17 protein-coding genes are annotated in these 20,339 nt (G+C 71.7%); 13 read left to right on the plus strand and 4 right to left on the minus strand.

The annotated features are described in order from the left end of the window. Window positions 1-629 precede the first annotated feature (629 nt). Complete coding sequence (locus tag ABZS69_RS02910) at window positions 630-2,072, plus strand: ankyrin repeat domain-containing protein (RefSeq protein WP_355365424.1); 1,443 nt, start codon at window positions 630-632, stop codon at window positions 2,070-2,072. 48 nt (window positions 2,073-2,120) lie between these two features. Here the strand turns inward: ABZS69_RS02910 and ABZS69_RS02915 are convergent, their stop codons facing one another. Next, entirely contained in the window at window positions 2,121-3,104 is a 984-nt protein-coding gene (locus ABZS69_RS02915) for a DUF418 domain-containing protein (protein ID WP_355365427.1), read from the minus strand. Between the two features lie 250 nt (window positions 3,105-3,354). Between ABZS69_RS02915 and ABZS69_RS02920 the strand changes: the two genes are divergently transcribed. From ABZS69_RS02920 to ABZS69_RS02945, 6 genes are all read left to right on the plus strand, one after another. Further along, window positions 3,355-4,902 (plus strand): ABC transporter substrate-binding protein, encoded by a 1,548-nt coding sequence (locus tag ABZS69_RS02920; protein ID WP_355365430.1) that lies wholly within the window; start codon window positions 3,355-3,357, stop codon window positions 4,900-4,902. Further along, window positions 4,902-5,861 carry an ABC transporter permease gene (locus ABZS69_RS02925; protein WP_355365433.1) on the plus strand — a complete coding sequence of 320 codons (960 nt, stop codon included), beginning with the start codon at window positions 4,902-4,904 and terminating at the stop codon, window positions 5,859-5,861. The genes ABZS69_RS02920 and ABZS69_RS02925 overlap by 1 nt, the downstream gene beginning before the upstream one ends. Then, window positions 5,858-6,712, plus strand: a complete 855-nt coding sequence (locus ABZS69_RS02930) for an ABC transporter permease (RefSeq protein ID WP_355365436.1) — start codon at window positions 5,858-5,860, stop codon at window positions 6,710-6,712. The genes ABZS69_RS02925 and ABZS69_RS02930 overlap by 4 nt, the downstream gene beginning before the upstream one ends. Next, a complete protein-coding gene (locus ABZS69_RS02935) occupies window positions 6,709-7,701 on the plus strand; it encodes an ABC transporter ATP-binding protein (RefSeq protein ID WP_355365439.1) in 993 nt (330 codons plus the stop codon). The genes ABZS69_RS02930 and ABZS69_RS02935 overlap by 4 nt, the downstream gene beginning before the upstream one ends. After that, complete coding sequence (locus tag ABZS69_RS02940) at window positions 7,698-8,663, plus strand: dipeptide ABC transporter ATP-binding protein (RefSeq protein ID WP_355365442.1); 966 nt, start codon at window positions 7,698-7,700, stop codon at window positions 8,661-8,663. The genes ABZS69_RS02935 and ABZS69_RS02940 overlap by 4 nt, the downstream gene beginning before the upstream one ends. 236 nt (window positions 8,664-8,899) lie before the next feature. Next, window positions 8,900-10,066, plus strand: coding sequence for a MalY/PatB family protein (locus tag ABZS69_RS02945; RefSeq protein WP_355365445.1), 1,167 nt, complete (start codon window positions 8,900-8,902; stop codon window positions 10,064-10,066). A gap of 149 nt (window positions 10,067-10,215) precedes the next feature. Here the strand turns inward: ABZS69_RS02945 and ABZS69_RS02950 are convergent, their stop codons facing one another. Beyond that, complete coding sequence (locus ABZS69_RS02950) at window positions 10,216-12,084, minus strand: DUF6528 family protein (RefSeq protein WP_355365448.1); 1,869 nt, start codon at window positions 12,082-12,084, stop codon at window positions 10,216-10,218. A gap of 165 nt (window positions 12,085-12,249) precedes the next feature. Between ABZS69_RS02950 and ABZS69_RS02955 the strand changes: the two genes are divergently transcribed. The 4 genes from ABZS69_RS02955 (at window position 12,250) to ABZS69_RS02970 (ending at window position 17,299) form a co-directional block, all read left to right on the plus strand. After that, the gene (locus tag ABZS69_RS02955) at window positions 12,250-13,377 is read left to right on the plus strand and encodes an ATP-binding protein (protein ID WP_355365451.1); all 1,128 of its coding nucleotides are present in this window, start codon (window positions 12,250-12,252) and stop codon (window positions 13,375-13,377) included. Further along, window positions 13,370-14,479 (plus strand): hypothetical protein, encoded by a 1,110-nt coding sequence (locus ABZS69_RS02960; protein ID WP_355365454.1) that lies wholly within the window; start codon window positions 13,370-13,372, stop codon window positions 14,477-14,479. The genes ABZS69_RS02955 and ABZS69_RS02960 overlap by 8 nt, the downstream gene beginning before the upstream one ends. Then, window positions 14,461-15,138, plus strand: coding sequence for a response regulator transcription factor (locus ABZS69_RS02965; protein WP_355365457.1), 678 nt, complete (start codon window positions 14,461-14,463; stop codon window positions 15,136-15,138). Before ABZS69_RS02960 ends, ABZS69_RS02965 begins: the two co-directional genes overlap by 19 nt. A 280-nt stretch (window positions 15,139-15,418) precedes the next feature. Then, window positions 15,419-17,299: a BTAD domain-containing putative transcriptional regulator gene (locus ABZS69_RS02970; RefSeq protein WP_355365460.1), complete on the plus strand. Its 1,881-nt coding sequence runs from the start codon at window positions 15,419-15,421 to the stop codon at window positions 17,297-17,299. Between the two features lie 24 nt (window positions 17,300-17,323). Here ABZS69_RS02970 and ABZS69_RS02975 read toward each other — a convergent pair whose 3' ends face one another. After that, window positions 17,324-18,220 (minus strand): MerR family transcriptional regulator, encoded by an 897-nt coding sequence (locus ABZS69_RS02975; protein ID WP_355365463.1) that lies wholly within the window; start codon window positions 18,218-18,220, stop codon window positions 17,324-17,326. A 45-nt stretch (window positions 18,221-18,265) separates the two neighbouring features. Here ABZS69_RS02975 and rplK point away from each other — a divergent pair, with 45 nt between their 5' ends. Together rplK and ABZS69_RS02985 are read left to right on the plus strand one after the other, a co-directional pair. Next, window positions 18,266-18,691, plus strand: coding sequence for a 50S ribosomal protein L11 (gene rplK, locus ABZS69_RS02980; protein ID WP_355365466.1), 426 nt, complete (start codon window positions 18,266-18,268; stop codon window positions 18,689-18,691). Between the two features lie 26 nt (window positions 18,692-18,717). Beyond that, complete coding sequence (locus ABZS69_RS02985; protein WP_355365469.1) at window positions 18,718-18,954, plus strand: HIT domain-containing protein; 237 nt, start codon at window positions 18,718-18,720, stop codon at window positions 18,952-18,954. A gap of 42 nt (window positions 18,955-18,996) precedes the next feature. Here the strand turns inward: ABZS69_RS02985 and ABZS69_RS02990 are convergent, their stop codons facing one another. Continuing rightward, a complete protein-coding gene (locus ABZS69_RS02990) occupies window positions 18,997-20,304 on the minus strand; it encodes a cellulose binding domain-containing protein (protein ID WP_355365472.1) in 1,308 nt (435 codons plus the stop codon). Between the last annotated feature and the right edge of the window lie 35 nt (window positions 20,305-20,339).

A 20,339-nucleotide genomic window follows, 5' to 3' on the forward strand; every position in this document is an offset into this window, starting at 1 on the left:
ACGGCCCATCCCCGCCACGCCTTGAGACGGCCGCACACCAGGCCGAACAGGCCCGTATCCTGGTCTAACGCGCTGGAGGAGGCCGCGAAGCCGCCCGGACCGCCCTCCCCACCCAATAATCAGGAATATAGACGATTACACCTATTAGTCAGGACACTGCCGGGCCTCCACGTTGACCTGAACGCCCTTAGCCGAGCCGGTCTCGGCGGCGAATGCTCACGTCCCGGGTCCGTGACCGGGGACGGGACAGTACGCGACGGAGCGGCTCGGGTCAGGCGGCGAACGGCACGGGTCGAGTGCCTGATCAAACCTCCAGCGGGCGGCGAGGTCTGCTGTAAATAGGAACGGTCAAGGAACGCCCGCCGAATGCTTCCACCGACATTTACCGGCAGAGCGCTACATTTAACTACGACACAAAAGGCCCGAGATAATTCTGTCGGCTTTTAATCCGCAGGCAGGGCAGCGGGGACAGGATGCACGGCTGTCGACGTAGGCTGGGTGGTGCGCGCTCAGGGCGCGCCCGGTCCGCGGGAAGGGTCAAGCCCACCTGACGCTCGTCGAACGACCCGGCCCGACCTCTTTTCCGGCCTGATCATGCGGACACCAGGCCAGACGGAAAGGAGGCCCTTGTGCCCATCCATCGCCTGCCCGACAACCCCAGCATCGAACGGCTCCGCAAGCAGGCCAAGACGCTGCTCCAGTACGTGAAGGCGCAGGTCCCCGAGGCGCTCGGGCTCGTCGCCGAGTTCCATCCCCGGCCGCCGGAGACGCTCAGGCTGTCCGACGCGCAGCTCGTCACCGCCCGCATGTACGGCTTCGCGAGCTGGCCCAGGCTGAAGGAGCACATCGACGCCGTCAAGCGCTACTCCCGGTCGCCGCACCAGGTCGCGCCGAGCGAAGAGCTGCCCGAGGAGTTTCTACGGCTCGCCTGCCTCACCTACGGTTCGGACTACCCGGGACGGACCGAGGAGGCCGACCGGCTGCTCGACCGGCATCCGCACCTGGCCACCGCGAACATCTTCACGATGGCCGCCACCGGTTCTGCCGACGCCCTGGCCGGTGCGCTGGCCGGAGATCCCGGGCTCGCCCGCGCGCAGGGCGGCCCGTTCGGGTGGGAGCCGCTGCTGTACCTGGTCTACGCGCGCCTCAAGGCTCCCGGCCGCTCCGTGCGGGCGGCCCGGCTCCTTCTCGATCACGGCGCCGATCCCGACACCGGTTTCCTGTGGGACGGGCTGACCTCGCCGTTCACCGCGCTCACCGGCGCGTTCGGCGGCGGGGAGGGCGACCAGCCGCCCCATCCGCAGGGCCTGGCGCTGGCCAGGCTGCTGCTGGAGGCCGGCGCGAGCCCCAACGACAGCCAGACCCTCTACAACCGGGGGCTCGGCGGCTCCTTCTCCGACGAGACGACCCATCTTGAGCTGCTGCTGGAGTTCGGCCTGGGCCGCGGTGCGGGCGGACCGTGGCATGCCCTGCTGGGTCCGACGCTGCAGTCCCCCCGGCAACTGCTGCGCGAGGAACTGGCCACCGCGGCGCTGCGGGGCGGCCCGCGGCGAGCCCGGCTGCTGCTCGCCCACGGCGCCGAGGCGGACGGCCTCGGCGAGCATCCGGCGTACGGGGGCCGCACGCCCTACGAGCTTGCCGTGCTGAACGGGCACACCGAGGTCGCGGACCTCCTCGCCGCCGCGGGCGCCTCGCTGGTCCTGGACGAGATGGACGCGTTCACCGCCGCCTGCATGCGCGCCGACGCCGACGCGGTGGCCGGATTCGCCCCGTACGTACTGGAGCGAGCCCTCGCGCGATCCCCGGAGCTGATCAACCGCGCGGCCGAGCACCGCAAGCCCGCGGCGGTGCGGCTGCTCGCCGGGCTCGGCTTCGACGTGAACCACCCGCACCGAGCCACCCCGCTGCACCAGGCCGCCTGGAACGACGACGTCGAGACGGCCAGGACACTGATCGAGCTCGGCGCCGACCCCATGATCAAGGACACCGACCACGACGCGACCCCGCTCGGCTGGGCCGAGCACGGCGACAGGCACCGCGTGGCGGCGTACCTGCGAGCCGTTGGCCCGTAGCGTGCGGCGGCGGTCCGGCTGAGAGGGGTGGTCGAGGCCCGGACGGCGTCACGGCGCGCGTAGTGCCGGGCGGCGCGCCCAGGTGACCCATCGCCACAGCCACTCGATCGGCCCCTGCAGATAGCGGCTGAGCCAGAGAGTGGACCAGATCCATTGGACGGGCAGGATGACGCCCGCGATGATCAGGACCGTGGTGGCGGGCCATTCGTGCGGCGCGCCGCCCACCAGCGGGGCGGCGGCCAGCACGAGTACGGTGGCGCTCAGGTAGTTGGTCAGCGCCATCCGCCCCAGCGGCGCGAAGAGCACCTCCAGCGCGCGCCGCAACGGCGTCCTGAGCAGCACGAGCATCCCGCAGATGTACGCGCCCGCGATCAGCAGCCCGGCCAGGGCCAGGGTAAGGCTGAAGCGCACCTGCTCGACCTGCAGCTTGACCACGGGCACCGCCAGCACGGCGAACAGGACGGCGAGCAGCGCCGGCACGCGGGCGGAGTGCTCGATCCGGTCGATCACGCCGTACCGGGTCAGCGCCGAGCCCAGCAGGAAGAGCCCGGGGACCAGCGCGAACGGCCCGGCGGCCAGGGCCAGCGCGACCGCGAGGAACACGAACGCCAGCCCCGCCACCGCCCAGCGCGGCAGCCAGGTCGAGGGCAGCAGCACCACCAGCCCGACGACGGCGTAGACGGCCAGGATGTCGCCCTGCCACAGGAGCAGGTGGTGCGCCAGGCCCATCGCGAGCAGCGCCAGCAGCCTGCGCGACAGCAGCAGCCGCGGCCGGGCGGTCCGTTCTCCGGCCGAGCGCAGCAGGAGCGAGAACCCGACGCCGAACAGCAGCGAGAAGATCGGGTAGAAGCGTTGTTCGACGAGGAGGCCGAGCCAGGCATCCCCGGGGCTCGCCGAGGGCTCCGACACGGCCGGCGCGCCCAGACTGGCGATCGGCTGGACGTTGGCCAGCAGGATTCCACACAACGCGAACCCGCGGATCACGTCCAGCGCCGCGATCCGCGGCCGTCCTTGCCGTAGTTCAGGTGACATGAGGCCTCATCCTGCAAAACAGGACCAGCCACCCACATCGACAGAAAGCAGGGAACGCGACAGTACTTTCGGTCGATACAGGCTCCTGAACGTGGGGCTTGCGCCGACCATACATCACTGAGAGTATCGCTTTGATTACTCATTGCACATGAGGCTTTCGGGAGGCGCTGTGTCCGGTCCTGCCCTGCGATGACCTGCCCCCGGCCGGGCCCGGCGCGCTCGTCAATCCCGTCACGCCCAGGGAGGCCCCATGAACCGCCTGTCAGGCGCGCTGGCCGCCGTCGTCCTCGTGCTCGCCGCCGGCTGCTCCGACCCGACCAACACCCCCGCCCAGGGTTCCCCGCAGAACGTGATCAACATCTACCTGTACCAGAAGCCGAAGCGTTTCTCCCCGCTGGATTCGCCCAGCGGCCCCGACCAGCAGGTCATGACGCTGATCTACGACAACCTGCTGACCGTCGACGATACCTACGCCTACGCGCCGCGCCTGGCCGAGCGGTGGGAGGTGGACAAGGACCGGATCACCTTCCACCTGCGCCGGGGGCTGAACTGGAGCGACGGCGAGCCGTTCACCAGCAAGGACGTGCTGTTCACCTACAAGCTGCTGGCCGACGCCAAGACCGGCAGCGCGATGGCGGGCAAGCTGTCCGGGGCCGTCTTCGAGGCCCCGGACGACACCACGTTCGTGATCAGGCCGGCCAGGCCGAACATCGGCTTCCTCAGCCTGATCGCCGGGCCGTTCGCCTTCATCCTGCCCGAGCACGTGCTCGGTGAGGAGCCGGTGGACAAGATCGCGGGCAACGCCTTCTTCAACCACCCGACGGTCGGCATGGGCCCGTACACCTTCGTGAGGTACCAGACCGACCAGTACGTGGAGCTGGCCGCCAACCCGCACTACCGCAAGCCCGTCGCGATCCCCAGGATCTTCCTCAAACCCATCAGCTCGGACGTGGCGACCGCGCAACTCGGCACCGGCGAGATGGATCTGGTCCAGATCTCCCCCACCGATCTGCAGGTGGTGAAGACGTTCAAGGGCGTCACCGTCTCGGCCAAGCCGAGCTCCGGCTTCATCAGGCTGGCGGTCGACCAGAGCGACCGGCGCTTCGCCGACCCCCGGGTACGGCGGGCGATGCTCCACGCGATCGACCGCGAGGCGCTGGTCGCCAAGCTCCTGGCCGGCAAGGGCCGGGTGCAGAACTCCTCGTTCGTCACCCCCTGGGCGCTGCCCGGCACGCTGGAGGAGTACGCGTACGACCCGGCCAAGGCCAGGTCGCTGCTGGCCGAGGCGGGGTGGCGGGCCGGCGAGAAGGTGACGCTGTCGTGGGTGCCCGGCCAGCGCGACCGCGACGTGGCGGCCACGGTGGTGCAGGGCGCGCTGAACGCGGTGGGCATGACGGTCGAGCTCGAGCAGGTACAGGTGGCCGAACTGCTGGAGTCCTTCGAGGAGCGCACGTTCGACCTGGTGCTCTACGGCGGCGGCACCTACGCCGTGGACCCCACCAGCAGCGCCACGATCATCAGTTGCGGCACCTTCTACCCTGCCGGCGCGAACGTCAGCAACTTCTGCGACCGGTCGCTGGACGCCCTCACCACCCGGGCCGACGCCCGTACCGACCAGGACCAGCGCGCCGAGCTCTATCAGGAGGCCGCGAGCAAGGACAACGCCCAGGTCCCGTACCTCTGGTTGTACAGCCCCGACACCCTGTGGGCCACCAGCTCGCGGCTGCGCGGCTTCAAGCCCAGCGGCGACTTCACCGCCGGCTTCTGGAACGCCGACGAGTGGACCCTGGCCGGCTGATGCTCGCCTACCTCGTGCGCCGGCTCCTGGTCAACGCCGCCGTCTTCCTGCTCATCAGCGTCGCCGTCTTCCTCCTGGTCCGCGCCGCGCCCGGCGACCCGGTCCGGATGATGGTCAACCCCGAGCAACTGGCCTCGGGCGGCCCGGCGTTCGTGGCCGCCAAGCGCGCCGAACTCGGCCTGGACCAGCCGGTCCTGATCAGGTACGGCATCTGGCTGCGCAACGTGCTGGGCGGCGACCTCGGCTACTCCTTCGTCAGCCACCGCCCGGTGACCGAGGTGCTCGGCGAGCGGATGGGCCCCACCGTGCTGCTCATGGGCACCGCCCTGGCGATCGGCCTGGCGCTGGCGGTGGCGGCGGGCACGCTGGCCGCGGTCCGGCGCAACACCGCGGTCGACTACGCCGCCACGGTCGCCGGCCTCGGCACGATCTCGGTGCCCAGCTTCTTCCTGGGCATCGCCGCGATCTACCTCTTCTCGCTGAGGCTCGGCTGGGTGCCGTCCTCCGGCATGTCCACGCCGGGCGACGGCGGCGGCGCCGACATCCTGGCCCACCTGGTGCTGCCCGCGGCCATCCTCGGGCTGTCCATCGCCGGGCCGCTCACCCGGTACGTGCGGGCCGGGCTGCTGGCGGAGCTCAGCGCCGACTACGTGCGTACGGCCGAGGCCAAGGGCGCCGGTCCGGGCCGGGTGCTGATCCGGCACGCGCTGCGCAACGCGCTGGTCCCGCTCATCACCGTCGTGATGATCTACATCCCCCAGTTGCTGGCCGGGGCGGTCGCCCTGGAGCAGGTCTTCGCCTGGCCGGGCATGGGGCAGCTCGCCATCAGCTCGATCAGCCAGCTCGACCACCCGGTGGTGATCGGGTTCGCGATGTTCGTCGCGGTGCTCGTACTGGTCTGCAACCTCGTCGCCGACCTGCTCTACGCGCTGGCCGACCCGAGAATCAGCCTGTCATGACCGCCGCCCCCGCCCTGCTGGCCGCCCGGCGCTTCCGGCGCAACCGCATGGCGCTGGCCGGCGCCGTGTTCCTCACCGCCGTCGGCGTGCTGGCGCTGGCCGCGCCGCTGGTGGCCGGGCATGACCCGAACGCGGTGGACCTGGCCGCCTTCCGCGAGCCGCCGTCGGCGGCGCACCTGCTCGGCACCGACTCCACCGGGCGGGACGTGCTCGCCAGGCTCGTGCACGCCGGCCGGATCTCGCTGCTGGTCAGCCTGCTGTCGTCGCTGGCGGCGGCCTGCCTCGGCACGCTGCTCGGCGCCCTGGCCGGCATGTTCGGCGGGCCGGTCGACGCCGTCGTCATGCGCGCCGCCGACGTGGTGCTCTCCTTCCCGCCGCTGGTCGTCATCGTCGTGCTGGCGGGCGTGCTCGGGCCGGGCACCGCGATGCTCGTGCTCGTCTTCGCCGCGTGCAACTGGCCGACCGCCTGCCGGGTGGTGCGCGGGCTGACGTTGTCGCTGCGCGAGCAGGAGTTCGTCCAGGCGGCGCGGGCCTTCGGCGCCGGGCGGCTGGCGGTGATCGGCCGGCACGTGCTGCCCGCCGTCCTGTCGCAGGTCGCGGTGGTCGGCACGCTGCTGGTGGCGCACATGATCCTGCTGGAGGCGGTGCTGTCCTTTCTCGGCCTCGGCGTGCAGCCGCCCCGGGCCAGCTGGGGCAACATGCTGACCGACGCCCAGAACCTCACCCTCATCCAGACCATGCCGTGGTTGTGGCTGCCGCCCGGCCTGGCCATCGCGCTGACCGTCCTGGCCGTGAACTTCGTCGGCGACGGCCTGCGCGACGCCGTGGACCCGAAGGGAGCCCGCAGATGACGCCGCGGATGACGCCGCTGCTCACGGTCGACGACCTGGCGGTCGAGTTCCCCACGGAGGGCGGCGTGGTGCGCGCCGTCGACGGAGTCAGCCTGGAGGTGAGGCCGGGCGAGATCCTCGGCGTGGTCGGCGAGTCCGGCTCGGGCAAGAGCGTCACCGCGATGTCGGTGCTCGGCCTGGTCCGGCCGCCGGGGCGGGTGGTGCGCGGCAGCGTGCGCTTCGACGGCGAGGACCTGCTGGCCCTGCCCGCGCGCCGGCTGCGGCGGATTCGGGGCCGCCGCATCGCGATGATCTTCCAGGACCCGATGACGGCGCTCAACCCGGTCGTCCCGGTCGGCGCCCAGATCGCCGAGGCCGTCAGGCTGCACCAGCCGCGCCTCGGCCGCGCCGCCGTGCGGGCCCGCGTGCTGGAGCTGCTGGCCTCCGTCGGCATCGCCAACCCCGCCGACCGGTACGGCCGGCACCCCCACGAGTACTCCGGCGGCATGCGCCAGCGCGCGGTGATCGCGATGGCCCTCGCCAACGAGCCCGACCTGCTCATCGCCGACGAACCGACGACCGCGCTGGACGTCACCGTCCAGTCCCAGGTGCTCGGCCTGCTCGACACGGCCAGGCGGGAGGCCGGCGCGGCGGCGGTGCTCATCACCCACGACCTGGGCGTGATCGCCGAGCTGGCCGACCGGGTCGCGGTCATGTACGCGGGCCGCGTCGTCGAGCACGGCGACGTGCACCAGGTCTTCACCACGCCCCGCCACCCCTACACGCGCGGCCTGCTGTCCAGCCGGCCCGGCCTGGAGCCGGCGGCGGGAGAACTGGCGCCGATCCCGGGCAGCCCGCCCGACCTGCTGACGCCGCCGCCCGGCTGCGCCTTCGAGCCGCGCTGCGCGCTGGGCGCCGGCCGCGCCACCTGCCGGGCGAACCGTCCCGAACCGGTCGCGGTGGCCGGCGGTCACCTGTCGGCCTGCCACTTCCACGAGGAGCCGGCGTGAGCGAACCCGTGCTGGCCGCGGAGGGCCTGACCAAGCACTTCCCGATCCGCACCGGGATCCTGCGCCGTCGTACCGGGGCGGTCCGGGCCGTGGACGGCGTCGACCTGGCGCTGCACTCCGGCCGTACGCTCGGGCTGGTCGGCGAGTCCGGCTGCGGCAAGTCCACGACGGGCCGGCTCGTCGTGCGCCTGACCGAGCCCACCTCCGGCCGCATCCTGTACGGCGGGCGCGACCTGGCCCCCATGTCGCACACCGAGCTCCGCCCGCTGCGCGGCGAGATCCAGATCGTCTTCCAGGACCCGTACTCGTCGCTGTCGCCGCGGCTGACCGTGCACGAGATCGTCGCCGAGCCACTGCGCACCCAGGGCCGCTACCGCGACGGCGGCCGGGACCGGGTCGGCGAGCTGCTGGAGCTGGTGGGCCTGTCGCCCGAGCACGCCAACCGCTACCCGCACGAGTTCTCCGGCGGCCAGCGCCAGCGCGTCGGCCTCGCCAGGGCGCTGGCCCTGAGCCCGCGCGTACTGGTGCTGGACGAGCCCGTCTCGGCGCTGGACGTCTCGATCCAGGCGCAGGTCGTCAACCAGCTCGCCCACCTGCAGCGCGAGCTGGGCCTGGCCTACCTGTTCATCTCGCACGACCTGTCGGTCGTGCGGCATCTGTGCGACCGGGTGGCGATCATGTACCTGGGCCGGATCGTGGAGGAGGGCGAGCGTACGGAGATCTTCGCCCGGCCCGCCCACCCCTACACCAAGGCGCTCATCTCGGCCGTGCCGATCTCGCATCCGTCGCAGCGCGGGGAGCGGCGGCGGATCGTGCTCGCCGGTGACGTGCCCAGCCCGGCGGACCCGCCGTCGGGCTGCCGCTTCCGTACCCGCTGCTGGAAGGCCCGGGAGCGATGCGCCGCCGAAGAGCCGGCGCTGTCGGGGGCGGGACACCGCGTCGCCTGCCACTTCCCGGAGTAGAGCGACTCGCTGGGGCCGTGACGATCGCGCTGTCCGTGATGGTCATTCGCGTCGCTTTTATCGACATTAAATATGACCCCCTACTCGGGCCATCGATACTCACCTAACCTGGCTGGACGCGCGCGAGGAGGAGAGAGTCACGAGTGCACGACCAGCAGGGTGATCCAGATGTTGAGGGCCGGCGCACCGATCCTCTCGTGCGGCTGTCGCTCGGACAGCTTCGCAAGCGCACGAGCATGAAGTGGCGTGCGCATCCCGACGACGTGCTACCGCTCTGGGTGGCGGAGATGGACGTGCCGCTGGCTCCTCCCATCGCCGAGGCCCTGCACCGAGCGGTCGACCTCGGCGACACCGGATACCCGTACGGGAGCGCCTACGCCGAGGCCCTGGCGGAGTTCGCTCGCGAGCGGTGGCGGTGGGACGGCGTGCGAATCGAGCGCACAGCCGTCGTGCCCGACGTCATGATGGGCATCGTCGAAGTCCTGCGCCTGATCACCGAGCCCGGGGACGCGGTCGTCGTGTGTTCGCCGGTCTATCCGCCTTTCTACGCCTTCGTCACGCACGACTCCAGGAAGATCGTCGAAGCGCCGCTCGGCCCGGATCTGCGGGTCGATCTCGACGCTCTGGAAGCGGCGTTCGTACGCGCGCGGAGCCAGGGCCGTCGCGCGGCGTTCCTCATGAGCAACCCGCACAACCCGACCGGCGTCGTCCACACCCGCGATGAGTTGCAGGCGATCGCCCGGCTCGCCCGCAAGCACGACGTGCGGGTGATCTCCGATGAGATCCACGCCCCGCTCGTGTTGCCCGGAGCCGTCTTCACCCCGTTCCTCAGCATCGAAGGGTCCGAGAACGGCTTCGCGCTGACCTCCGCGTCCAAGGCCTGGAACCTCGCCGGTCTCAAAGCCGCCCTGGTCGTCGCAGGTCCCGACGCGGCCGACGACCTTCGGCGCCTGCCCGAGGAAGTCAGCCACGGCCCCAGCCATCTGGGCGTCATCGCTCACACTGCGGCGTTCCGCGAGGGCGGGATCTGGCTCGACGAGCTGTTGCGGGGCCTCGACGCGAATCGCACCCTGCTGGGGCAACTGATCGCGGAACACCTCCCTGAAGCGCGCTACCACCGGCCCGAGGGCACCTACCTCGCCTGGCTCGACTGCTCCTGGCTCGGCCTGCATGATGACCGGCAGCGCGACGAACTCGGCGTCGTCAGCGACGTCGCGGGACCGGCGAAGATGTTCCTCGACCGCGCCCGCGTCGCCCTGAGCTCGGGACATGTGTTCGGCTCCGGCGGGGCAGGGTGCGTGCGGCTCAACTTCGCCACCTCACCGGCCATCCTGCGCCAGGCGCTGTCCAGGATGGGACGTGCGGTGCGTGACCTGGACGGGCTCCCCGATCTCGACGGTTAAGGCCCGACCGGGAGAGCGAGATCGCCTGGCTGGCGATGGTCAGCTGCTCGTGACCGCGGCTCGCCCGGCGTCTTGAGGGCGATCATGGTTCGCGAGGCTGCACAGGAAGTCCTTCGCTTTCAGGCTATCCCGCCGGCCCCTGGAGCGCCTCAGCTGAGGTCGGGAAGCGTGAGGAGATGCAGGCCGCCCTCCGGCAGCCCGGCCGCCGTCACCTCCAGCACGCTGCCGCTGCCGTCGACCTTCGTGGCGCCGGCGTCCCAGACGCCCCCGGCGCTGCGCCCGCGATCCCACACCCCGGCCCCCGGCACCACGCTCTGCACGTGCAGGGCGCCGTCGGGCAGGGCCGCCGCCGACACGCGGGAGATGGAGCCGTTGTCGTCGATCTGCGTCGCGCCGGCGTCCCACGCTCCGGCGGCGCTGCGCGCGCGGTTCCAGACTCCGCTCCCGGGCACCACGGTCTGCACGTGCAGGGCGCCGTTCGGCAGCGCGGCCGCCGAGACGGCGCTCACGGCCCCGTTGCCGTCGATCTTCGTCGCACCGGCGTCCCAGACGCCCGCGGCGCTTCGGGTGCGATCCCACACCCCAGTCCCCGGCACCACGGTCTGCACGTGCAGAGCGCCGTTCGGCAGCGCGGCCGCCGAGACGGCGCTCACCGTCCCATTGCCGTCGATCTTCGTCGCACCGGCGTCCCACACACCGGCGGCGCTTCGGGTGCGATCCCACACCCCGGCCCCCGGCACCACGCTCTGCACGTGCAGGGCGCCGTCGGGCAGGGCCGCCGCCGACACGCGGGAGATGGAGCCGTTGTCGTCGATCTGCGTCGCGCTCGCGTCCCACGTGCCGGACGGGCTGCGGGTGCGGTCCCAGACCCCGCTCCCCGGCACCACGGTCAGCACGTGAATGCTGCCGTCCGGCAGCGCCGCCACGGCCACGTCCGAGATGGAGCCGTTGCCGTCGATCCGCACCGCGCTCGCGTCCCACGCGCCGGAGGAGCCGCGGGTACGGTCCCAGACCGTGCCGCGCAGGGGCCGGTCGACGGCCCCGTAGTAGGGGCTCCACACGCGTGCCTTGTAGAAGGCCGCGCCGGCGCGAGTGCGGCTCATGGCGGGCGCGAAGAAGTCCACGGTGTTCGTGCACCAGGTGTTGTAGGTGCACTTGGCCGAACTCGCCTGGGTCTGGACGATCTGGCCGGACGGCTGGTTGCTGATGGACTTGACGGCGCCCCGGTTCGCGCCGCCGGGGAGGGCGGCGTCGAAGGTCTTCCTGGTCTTGTCGTACAGGTAGGCGGCCGAGCCGGTGGTGAGCCAGAGTTTGTTCGGGTCGTGGGCGTGGGCGTACACGTCGTGGCCGCCGGGTGTCGGCAGGCCCGACCTGCGTGCGGTGTCCTCGCGCAGCTCCGGCTGGGCCGGGGTGCCCTCGACGGCCAGGGCGGTCAGGATGGGCTGCTCGGTGGCGGGGTCCTGGCCGATGACCCACAGCCGCCTGATCGCCGGGTCCCACAGGGCGGCGTGCGCGTCGGTCAGCTTGTACTCGGCGTACGCGCCGGCGTTGGGGCCCTGTGAGGACGCGTACACCCTGACCCAGCCGCCGGCGGAGGCGGCGACCGCGATGTTGCCGTCGGGCAGCAGCTCGGCGGCGTGCAGGTTGCCCGGCAGGAGGCGCGCCCACTGGCGGACGCCGTCCGGGTAGGAGACGACGGCGGCGATGCCCTGTCCGCCCCCGGCGGCGACGACGAAGCTCTGCGCGCCGGACGGGAGCTCGCGGAGCTTGAAGTCGGCGATGAGCCCGAACGCCGACACCTCGTCGCTCGTGAAGCGGCCGGGCGACACGCTGGGCTGCCACGTCCACTTCACGGCCGGGGAGCTGTTCCAGTCGGCGACGGCCGGGTCGAACGCGATCAGCCGCCGGGCCGCCTGATCCCCGCCCACCACCCAGTAGTCTCCCGCCGCGGCGGCGGCCCGCCCCGTGGGGAGCGCCATGCCCAACAACATGACGACGACCATTGCCGACCTCTTCATGCGGCCCTCCACGATCGATACTGATCATTGATCATGAAACGAGTTCGCCCCGGTTTCAAGAGCAGGATCAGGTCCCCCGATGATCACCTTCGTCCCCGGATGGACGGTGCGACTCGTTAGGCTGCGTACCACTGAGATCGCGAGCGGCGAGCTGAGAGGTGACGGTTGCCCGGGGAAGCAGCGCGGTTGCTGGTGCGCTTCGGCCGCCGGTACGCGGCCGCCGTGCGCCTGGCGACGCTCGTTCCGATCTGCGCGATCGCCCTGTTCCGCGCCCCTCCCGAGCACTTGACGAGCACCGCGTACGTGGTCGGCGTCGCCGCCGCCTGGACCTGCGGGTACGCGTGGTGGCTGCGCGCGGGCCGGGGAAACGCGCCGGTGGCCCTCGACGTGATCGTCCTGCTGGGGCTGTTCATGAGCGTGTTCTGGACCGGCGCCGTCGAGGACAGGAACACCGGGTGGCTGCGGCTGCTGGTCACTTTCGCCTGTGTGACGTGCCAGTGGCACACTCCCGCGCTGGCGGGCGGCGCGGCGGCGCTGGTGGCCGGGGGTGGAGCGGTGGCCACCCTCGTCGTGGCAGGAGCGCTGGACGCGGACTCGACCCTGGTGACGGGGACGATGTGGGCGATCCCGGCGGCGGCGCTGTCCAGAGCGGCCTGGGTGCTCGTGCAGCGCGCGGCCGGACGGGCCGACCGGATGGCGGCCGAGGCCGCACGGGCACGCGGCGAGTCGCTGGTGGCCGCGGCGGTCCGTACGGAGGAGCGCGAGCACGCCAACTCGCTGCACGACACGGCGGCGACGACCCTGCTGATGGTCGGCATCGGACAGGTGCAATCGGACGCGGACTGGCTGGCGCCGCAGGCCCGCCGCGATCTGGACCGGCTGCGCTCCGACAGCAGGCGGGCACCGCAGTACGCGGACCTCGTCGACCTGCTGCGCGCCGACTTCGCTGTCACCCATCTGACCGTGGAGTTCGACGCCCCGGCGCAGGTGCGGCTGCCGTTCGACGTCGCCAGGGGGATCGCCGACGCGGCACGGGAGGCCCTCACCAACGTACGCCGCCACGCGGGCACGACCCGCGCGACCGTCCGGCTGCGCGGGGACGAGAGAACGCTGTGCCTCGACATCACCGACCAGGGAAAGGGGTTCTCGCCGATGGACGTGCCGGCCACCCGGCGCGGCATCCGCGAGTCCGTACGCGGCAGGATGGATCGCGTCGGCGGCACGGCCACGATCACCTCCGCCGAGGGAGAGGGCACCCTCGTACGGCTGGAATGGCGAGCCGGCCATGACTGACGCCGTCGAGGAGGTGACGCGCGCGCAGCTGCGGCACGGCCTGCGGATCGCGACGGCGATCGTCGCCATGGCGACCGTGTTCGGGCTCGGACTGGCCAACCTGCTCGGCCACCGGGAGGCCCATGAGTCACTGGGCACTCAGCTGGTCGCGTTCGCGGCGCTGGGGGCCGTGCTCGTCGGCGAGCTTGTACTGCTCGTCCGGGGGCGTGCGTGGGGCCGGCTGCGTGGGCCCGCCATCGCCGTCGTGCTCGGCGCGTCCGTACTGTCGTACGCGGCCCTGCCCGAGGGACGCACGTCGACGGGCGTGGACTGGATCTTCGGCGCGGCCAACTGGGTGGGCGTCGTCGTGCTGCTCGACCGTCCGCTGCGGGCGGCGGCGTCGTTCCTGCTGGCCCACGAGCTGATCGCCCTGCTCCACCTGGTCCTGTTCGACAACCTCAGCCGGGGGGCGCTGGCCAGGTTCGCCACCGGCTCGGTGTCCGTCATCGGCTTTCCGCTGTGCCTGGCCGTGGTGGCGGCCGTGCTGCTCCGGCTCAGCGCGGCGGCGGCGAGCTCCCAGAAGGAGATCGAGCAGGTACGCGTCGCCGAGGCCGTCGCCGTGGAGTCCCATCGCCGCAGGCAGCAGCGGTTCGTGGAGCTGTCGGCCACCACGGTCCCGCTCCTGGAGGGGCTCGCCGACGGCTCGATGCGCCCCGAGGACCCGGCGGTCCAGCGGCACTGCGCCATCGAGGCGGCCCGGATGCGCAGGTTGTTCGCCGAGGCCGACAATGTCGCGAACCCCCTGCTGCACGAGCTGCGCCACTGCATCGACGTGGCGGACCGCAAGGGCGTCGTGGTGGAGCTGGACACCCGCGGACACTGGCCCGAGCCGCCCCTGGCCGTTCGGCGCGACCTCACCGAGGCGGTGCTCGTCGTCCTCGCCACCACCGTCTCCCGGGCCCGGGTCACCGTCCTCGGCGGTGCGGACCTGGTGTCGGTGAGCGTGGTCGCGGACTGCGGCGAGATGGACCTGCCGAGCCCGGCCACACCCGGCGTGCAGGTCGAGGCGTTGAACAACGACGACACAGTCTGGGTGGAGGCCCGATGGCAGCGGACGAGCTGATCACCGCGGTGATCGTGGACGATCACGCGGCCATCTCCGCGGGTGTGCTCCTGTGGTGCTCCCAGGCCGTGCCACCGATCGACCTCATCGACGCCGGCGAGCGGCTCGCCGACGTCTGGACCGGCCCCGGCGCGCTCGCCGACGTGGTGATCTTCGATCTGGAGCTGGTGCCGCGCCGGCCGGACTTCGGCGAGCTTCGCCGGCTGGTCGACAACGGGCGGCGCGTGATCGTGTACTCCCAGCACACCGACGACGCGACCGCGATCAAGTGCATCGACCTCGGCGCCCTCGCCTACCTGACCAAGCGTGAGGGGCCCGAGCACCTGGTGCCCGCCATCCGGGCGGCCGCGCGGGGCGAGCCGTACACCGCGCCGTCGCTGTCCGGGGCGCTCATCGCCAACGACGATCCCGGCCGGCCGCGCCTGTCGCAGCGGGAGACCGAGGTGCTGCGGGCGTGGTTCGTGTCGTCGTCCAAGGAACTCGTCGCCGCCAAGCTCAACATCACGGTCAAGACCGTGGACACCTATATCGCGCGGGTGCGGGTGAAGTACGCCAACGTGGGGCGGGCCGCCCGTACCAAGAGTGAGCTCGTCGGCCGCGCGCTCGACGACGGGCTCATCACGCTCGCCGAGCTCAACCAAACGGTGACCTCGTTGTAGGGCGTTCACCGGACACCAGCGCGCCCCGTGCCTTCGTAGAGTGGCGATCAGTCGCGGCGAGGCCGCGCGGACACCCCCTGCGGGGGGCAGCGGGGGTGACGTACACCAGCACTCGAACGGGGGCCGGCGGCGGCGTTGACGCCGTGCCGGCCTGATCGTCAACGTCGCGCGTCCGCTCACTGATAGGGACAGCCGCCGGCGCGGCCCGGCTGTCCTGCTCCTACGTGCGGGCGTCGCCTTCCACTTGTGTCGGCTATCCACTGTGACAAGGAGAGCCTTGATGGGATTGGAGATCAAAATCCTGGGGCCGTGGGAGACCACGGCCGACGGCGCGCCGGTGGGGGTCTCCGGCGAGCGGCGGGTCGGGGTTTTGACCAGATTGGCACTGAGCGCCGGGCAGCCGGTCCCCGCGGACGAACTCCTCGCCCAGGTGTGGGGCCACAGCACGGCCACCACAGCGGGCAAGCAACTGCACATCGTGGTGTCGAAGCTGCGGGCATTGCTCTCGCCGCACCACGACGACGAGATCATCGCGACCGTCGCCGGCGGTTACCAGCTGAACCTCGCGTGTGAGCGCGTCGACGCCCACCTGTTCACGCTCCTGGCCCGCCAGGCACGGGCGGCGCGGGACCGCGGTGCGGTCGCGACGGCCGACGCGCTGTTCCAACGGGCCCTGGCGCTGTGGCGGGGCAACGCGCTGGCGGGCATGACCGCCTTGTGGGCCCAGGTCGAGTCCGCCCGGCTGGAGGAGGAGCACCTGACCACGCTGGAGGACCACATCGACCTGCGCCTGGCCGCCGGTGATCACCACGCGGTGGTGCCGGTGCTCACCACCCATGCCGAGGCGAACCCGCTGCGGGAACGTCCCCGCGCCCAGCTGATGCTGGCGCTGTACCGGGCCGCTCGGTCGTCCGAAGCCCTCGCGGTGTACCAGGAGACCCGCCGCGTCATGATCGACGAGCTGGGCATCGAGCCGGGCGCGGCGTTGCGCCGGATGCAGCAGGCGGTGCTGCGCCGGGATCCCGCGCTCCACCTCGCCCCCCGGGCGCAACGGCCCACGCCCGCCAGGCCTGTCGTCCCGATCGAGCTCCCCGCCGACACCCGGGCGTTCACCGCCCGTACGGCGGAAGTCGCCTGGCTGCGCCGGACGCTCTCCGACACCGTGCCCGGACTGCCGACCGTCGCCGCGATCCACGGTCCCGGCGGGATCGGCAAGTCCGCGCTCGCCATCCACGTCGCGCACCGCGTCGCCGGCCGCTTCGCCGACGGCGTGCTCTACCTCGACCTGCGCGCCGCCACCGCCGGGCGCGAGCCGCTGTCGCCGTACGAGGCCCTGAGCCGGCTGCTGCGCTCGCTCGGGCTGGACGGCGGCGCCGTACCGGCCACGCTGGACGAGGCCGCCGCCCGCTACCGATCGCTCACCTCGACGCGCAAACTGCTCGTCATCCTCGACGACGCGCTCGACGCGGGCCAGGTCCGGCCGCTCATCCCCGCAGGGCCCTCGTGCGCGGTCATCGTCACCAGCCGCCTGGTCATGGCCTCGCTCGACAACGCCAGCCACCTGCGCCTGACCGGGCTGGAGGAGGCCGACGCCGCCGCGCTGTTCGCCGGCATAGCGGACGCCGGGCGGGTCCGCGCCGAACCGGAGGCGGCGCGGCAGATCGTCCGCCAGTGCGCCGGCCTTCCTCTCGCGCTGCGCATCGCGGCGGCGCGCCTGGCCGCCCAGCCCGATCGCACGCTGGCCAAGCTGGCCGATCAGCTCGCCGACCCCGACCGCCGCCTCGACGCCCTCGAACACGCCGACCTGGCGATCCGCGACAGCATCGCGGTCAGCCTCCAGCATCTCCCGGGCGAGCCCGTGGGGCACGACGCCGCGCACGCGTTCCTCCTGCTCGGCCTCCTGGAAACCCCCACCCACACGGCGGCCGCCGCCTCCGCCCTCACCGACTGGCCGGAGCACCGCGCGGAGAGCGCGCTCAACCACCTCATGGACGCCCGCCTGCTCGAACCCGCCGGACCCGGCCGCTACCGGATGCACGACCTGATCCGTCTCTACGCCCGCGAGCAGGCCGCCCGGCACGTGCCTGAGCCGGTGCGCGTCAGGGCCACCCACCGCACGTTCCATCACCACCGGGCCACCGCCGGGAACGCCTGCTCCTGATCGGCTCGCGCGGCTCCACCGTCGTCAGGATCGTGCGCCCGGCAGCTGTCGCAACGTCGCCTCGATCCAGCCGTACGCGATGGTGGGCTCCGACGGCCAGGGCCGGTCCTCGATGATCGCCACCAGCTCCCACAGCCGCGCCGCCCGCGGGTCGTGCTCGTCGAACACGCGCAGCATCTCCTCGCGGCTCTGCCCCAGGAGCCCCAGGATCCGATCGAGAATCGGCTCGGACTCGGGCGAGCCGGGCTCGACTCCCGCCCGCGCGGCGGTCAGCGCCTCCCGCATGACCTGGGCGTTGAGCTCGTGCCAGGCGTCGAAATCCCTTTCCTCGCTCCAGAAGTCCCTGCTCTGCCGGCGCAGGCTCTCGCGGTGGTCCTCGTCGGCGAGCAGCTCGGCCAGTTCGAGCCAGGCGTCGAGCTGTGCGGCGGTCGGCTCCTCGGGCAGCTCGGGGAGCATGGCGTCGCGCAGGTTGGTCAGCCACTCGTGCCGGGCCTCGATGTCGCCGCCGACCTCGTCGACGAACTCGTCCAGCAGCAGCTCCATCTCGGCCGCGCCGACCCGGCCCAGCGCGTGGAGTCTTTGCAGATCCTCCTCGGCGGGATCGCCGTCCCGGGCGAGCGTCGCCCTGAGCACCGCCCTGGTCCGCTGGAGCGACTTGAGCTGCGTCTCCACCGCCTTGAGGTGAAGATCGAGCACGTCCCTCAACCGGCGGTCGCCGAGCGAGCGGATCGTGGCCAGGTCGACCCCGATCTCCCTGAGCGTACGGATCAGCTCCAGCCGCGCCCGATCCTCATCGCCGTAGATCCGGTAACCGGCGGGAGTGCGTTCGCGCTCGGGCAGCACGCCCGCGTCCGAGTAGAAGCGAATCGTCTTCACCGGCAGGCCGGTCAGCTTCGCCAAGCGGCCGATCGTGTAGCTCATAATTCCCTTGAGATTCCAGTAACTGGAGACTTTAGCGTAACCGGCATGGCGAAGAACAAGGTAGCCAGGGTCGTCACCCTGCACATTCAGGCCGGTGAGGCAGGCCCGGCGAACGTCGGCAAGGACCTCGGCCCGCTCGGCATCAACCTCATGGAGTTCTGCCGGCAGTACAACGCGCAGACCCAGGACCGGCGCGGGTTCGTGATCCCCGCGGTCATCACCGTCTACGAGGACAGGTCGTTCGAGGTCGTCACCAAGCAGCCGACCACCGCCTCGCTGATCCGCCGGGTCGCCGGGCTCGACGGCGGCAGCCCGCGCCCCGGCCACCAGAGCGGCGGCTCGATCACCCGTGCCCAGCTCCGCGAGGTCGCCCAGGCCAAGCTCCCCGACCTCAACACCGCCGACCTGGACCAGGCCGAGAAGATCGTCGCCGGCACGGCCCGCTCCATGGGCCTGACCATCCGCGACTAGCCCGAAGCGATGACAATCTGGTCGGCATGGGAACCTGCGTCTTCTGCGAGATCATCGCCGGGCGGGCCGAGGCCAGCGTCGTTCACGAGGACGACAGTGTGGTGGCCATCCTGGATCACAAGCCGGCCACCGTCGGCCACGTCCTGGTGATCCCGCGCGTGCACCTGGTCGGGCCGGCGGACGCCGGCGACGCGATCGGCGCGGCGATCTGGCGGGCCGCGCGACGGGTGTCGGGCGCGCTGCGGGCGTCGGGGCTGCGCTGATCCGGGGCGCGTTTGGGTGAAGGCGAGCCCGAGCCGGGGCGTTCAGGAACAGGTGATGTTGCTCGGGCCGGTCGTGGACGGGCCGTTGGCCTGGAAGCCGAAGGTGGCCGTCGCGCCCGGTGCGAGGCTCGTCGCCCAGGTCGGCGGCTTGATCGTCCAGGTGGCGCCCGACGCCGTGATGGTGGAGCTCCATGCGCTGACCAGGCTCACGCCGGACGGCGCGGTCCACGTGATCGTCCAGTTGTTCCAGGTCGTGGTGCCCGTGTTCCGCACGGTGACGTTGGCCGTGAAACCGCCCTGCCATGAGCTGGCAACCTGATAGTTCACGTTGCAGGAGGCGCCGGTCCCACCCGTGGGGGTCACCGTCGGGGTCGGGGTGGGCGTGGGCGTGGGCGTGGCGGTCGGGCCGTTCGAGGTGGTGTAGCTGACCTTGGTGTACGGCGTGCCGCACGGGTTGCAGGCCGACGGAAGCGTGAAGCTGTACACCCGCCCGCCGTTGATCAGCGTGTCCGTGACGTCCCGCACCCGGATCTGGAACTGGTTGGAGCCCGACGTGATCCCGCCGATGACGTAGGACTGGCCCATGTCGCCGTTCATCTGGGCCGGCTGCCACGCGCCGTTGGCGAAGTACTCGACGCCGTGGATGCCGTTGGCCAGGTGCGAGACGGAGATCGCCGGCCACCAGACCTGGGCGGACTGCAGGAAGCCGATGTTGATGTCGCCGCTGTAGTTGGGCGCGGGGACGAACGACCAGGTGACGTGCCGGTTGTTCCAGTGGCTGGGATACATGTCCCCGATCGCGGAGCCGTTCTTCACGAACCGGTTGAGCGAGTCCTTGGACAGGTCCAGGTGGTAGGGGTCGTCGCGGCACCAGCCGTTGGAGTCGCCGCAACTGTCGGCGACCAGCATGGTCAGCTTCGCGCCGTTGTAGGCGTCGGAGACCCAGGAGCCGCCCCGGCAGAACGCCTGGTTCTGCGCGCCGTCGTTGGTGCCCGTGCAGAAGTCGGAGATCTCGACCTGTACGTAGCGGCCGCAGTTCAGGCCGTTGTTCCATAAGCCGGCCTTGCTGAGATTGGCCCCCGTCAGCGGCCGGGGATAGAAGGTGTAGTCGCCAGGGGTGTTGTAGACGTTGAGCGCGACGAAGTCCTGCGAGTCGAGGTTGGCCTGGGGCACCCCGCAGCCGCCGTACGGCATGCCGAGCCCGTCGAAGTAGGTGGCGTTGCCCGTCACGGGGCCGGGCGGGTCGCTGACCGCGCCGGCGGACTCCTCCATCAGGGGCACCAGGCCGCACAGCGCGACCAGGAGACCGGGAAGCAGGATGGACAGCCAGCGGCGACGAAGGTAACTCATCGGACTCCCAACCCCAGAAGGTTCGGAACGACTCT

Source organism: Nonomuraea sp. NPDC005650 (assembly GCF_040605375.1).
GTDB lineage: Bacteria > Actinomycetota > Actinomycetes > Streptosporangiales > Streptosporangiaceae > Nonomuraea.

Excerpts from the sequence above, each read along its gene's own strand:
- ABZS69_RS02960 (WP_355365454.1), top strand. The coding sequence starts at position 13,370 with ATGACTGACGCCGTCGAGGAGGTGACGCGCGCGCAGCTGCGGCACGGC.
- ABZS69_RS02920 (WP_355365430.1), top strand. The coding sequence starts at position 3,355 with ATGAACCGCCTGTCAGGCGCGCTGGCCGCCGTCGTCCTCGTGCTCGCC.
- ABZS69_RS02930 (WP_355365436.1), top strand. The coding sequence starts at position 5,858 with ATGACCGCCGCCCCCGCCCTGCTGGCCGCCCGGCGCTTCCGGCGCAAC.
- ABZS69_RS02935 (WP_355365439.1), top strand. The coding sequence starts at position 6,709 with ATGACGCCGCGGATGACGCCGCTGCTCACGGTCGACGACCTGGCGGTC.
- ABZS69_RS02915 (WP_355365427.1), bottom strand. The coding sequence starts at position 3,104 with ATGTCACCTGAACTACGGCAAGGACGGCCGCGGATCGCGGCGCTGGAC.
- ABZS69_RS02975 (WP_355365463.1), bottom strand. The coding sequence starts at position 18,220 with ATGAGCTACACGATCGGCCGCTTGGCGAAGCTGACCGGCCTGCCGGTG.
- ABZS69_RS02965 (WP_355365457.1), top strand. The coding sequence starts at position 14,461 with ATGGCAGCGGACGAGCTGATCACCGCGGTGATCGTGGACGATCACGCG.
- ABZS69_RS02985 (WP_355365469.1), top strand. The coding sequence starts at position 18,718 with ATGGGAACCTGCGTCTTCTGCGAGATCATCGCCGGGCGGGCCGAGGCC.
- ABZS69_RS02990 (WP_355365472.1), bottom strand. The coding sequence starts at position 20,304 with ATGAGTTACCTTCGTCGCCGCTGGCTGTCCATCCTGCTTCCCGGTCTC.
- rplK (WP_355365466.1), top strand. The coding sequence starts at position 18,266 with ATGGCGAAGAACAAGGTAGCCAGGGTCGTCACCCTGCACATTCAGGCC.
- ABZS69_RS02950 (WP_355365448.1), bottom strand. The coding sequence starts at position 12,084 with ATGAAGAGGTCGGCAATGGTCGTCGTCATGTTGTTGGGCATGGCGCTC.
- ABZS69_RS02945 (WP_355365445.1), top strand. The coding sequence starts at position 8,900 with ATGAAGTGGCGTGCGCATCCCGACGACGTGCTACCGCTCTGGGTGGCG.
- ABZS69_RS02925 (WP_355365433.1), top strand. The coding sequence starts at position 4,902 with ATGCTCGCCTACCTCGTGCGCCGGCTCCTGGTCAACGCCGCCGTCTTC.
- ABZS69_RS02970 (WP_355365460.1), top strand. The coding sequence starts at position 15,419 with ATGGGATTGGAGATCAAAATCCTGGGGCCGTGGGAGACCACGGCCGAC.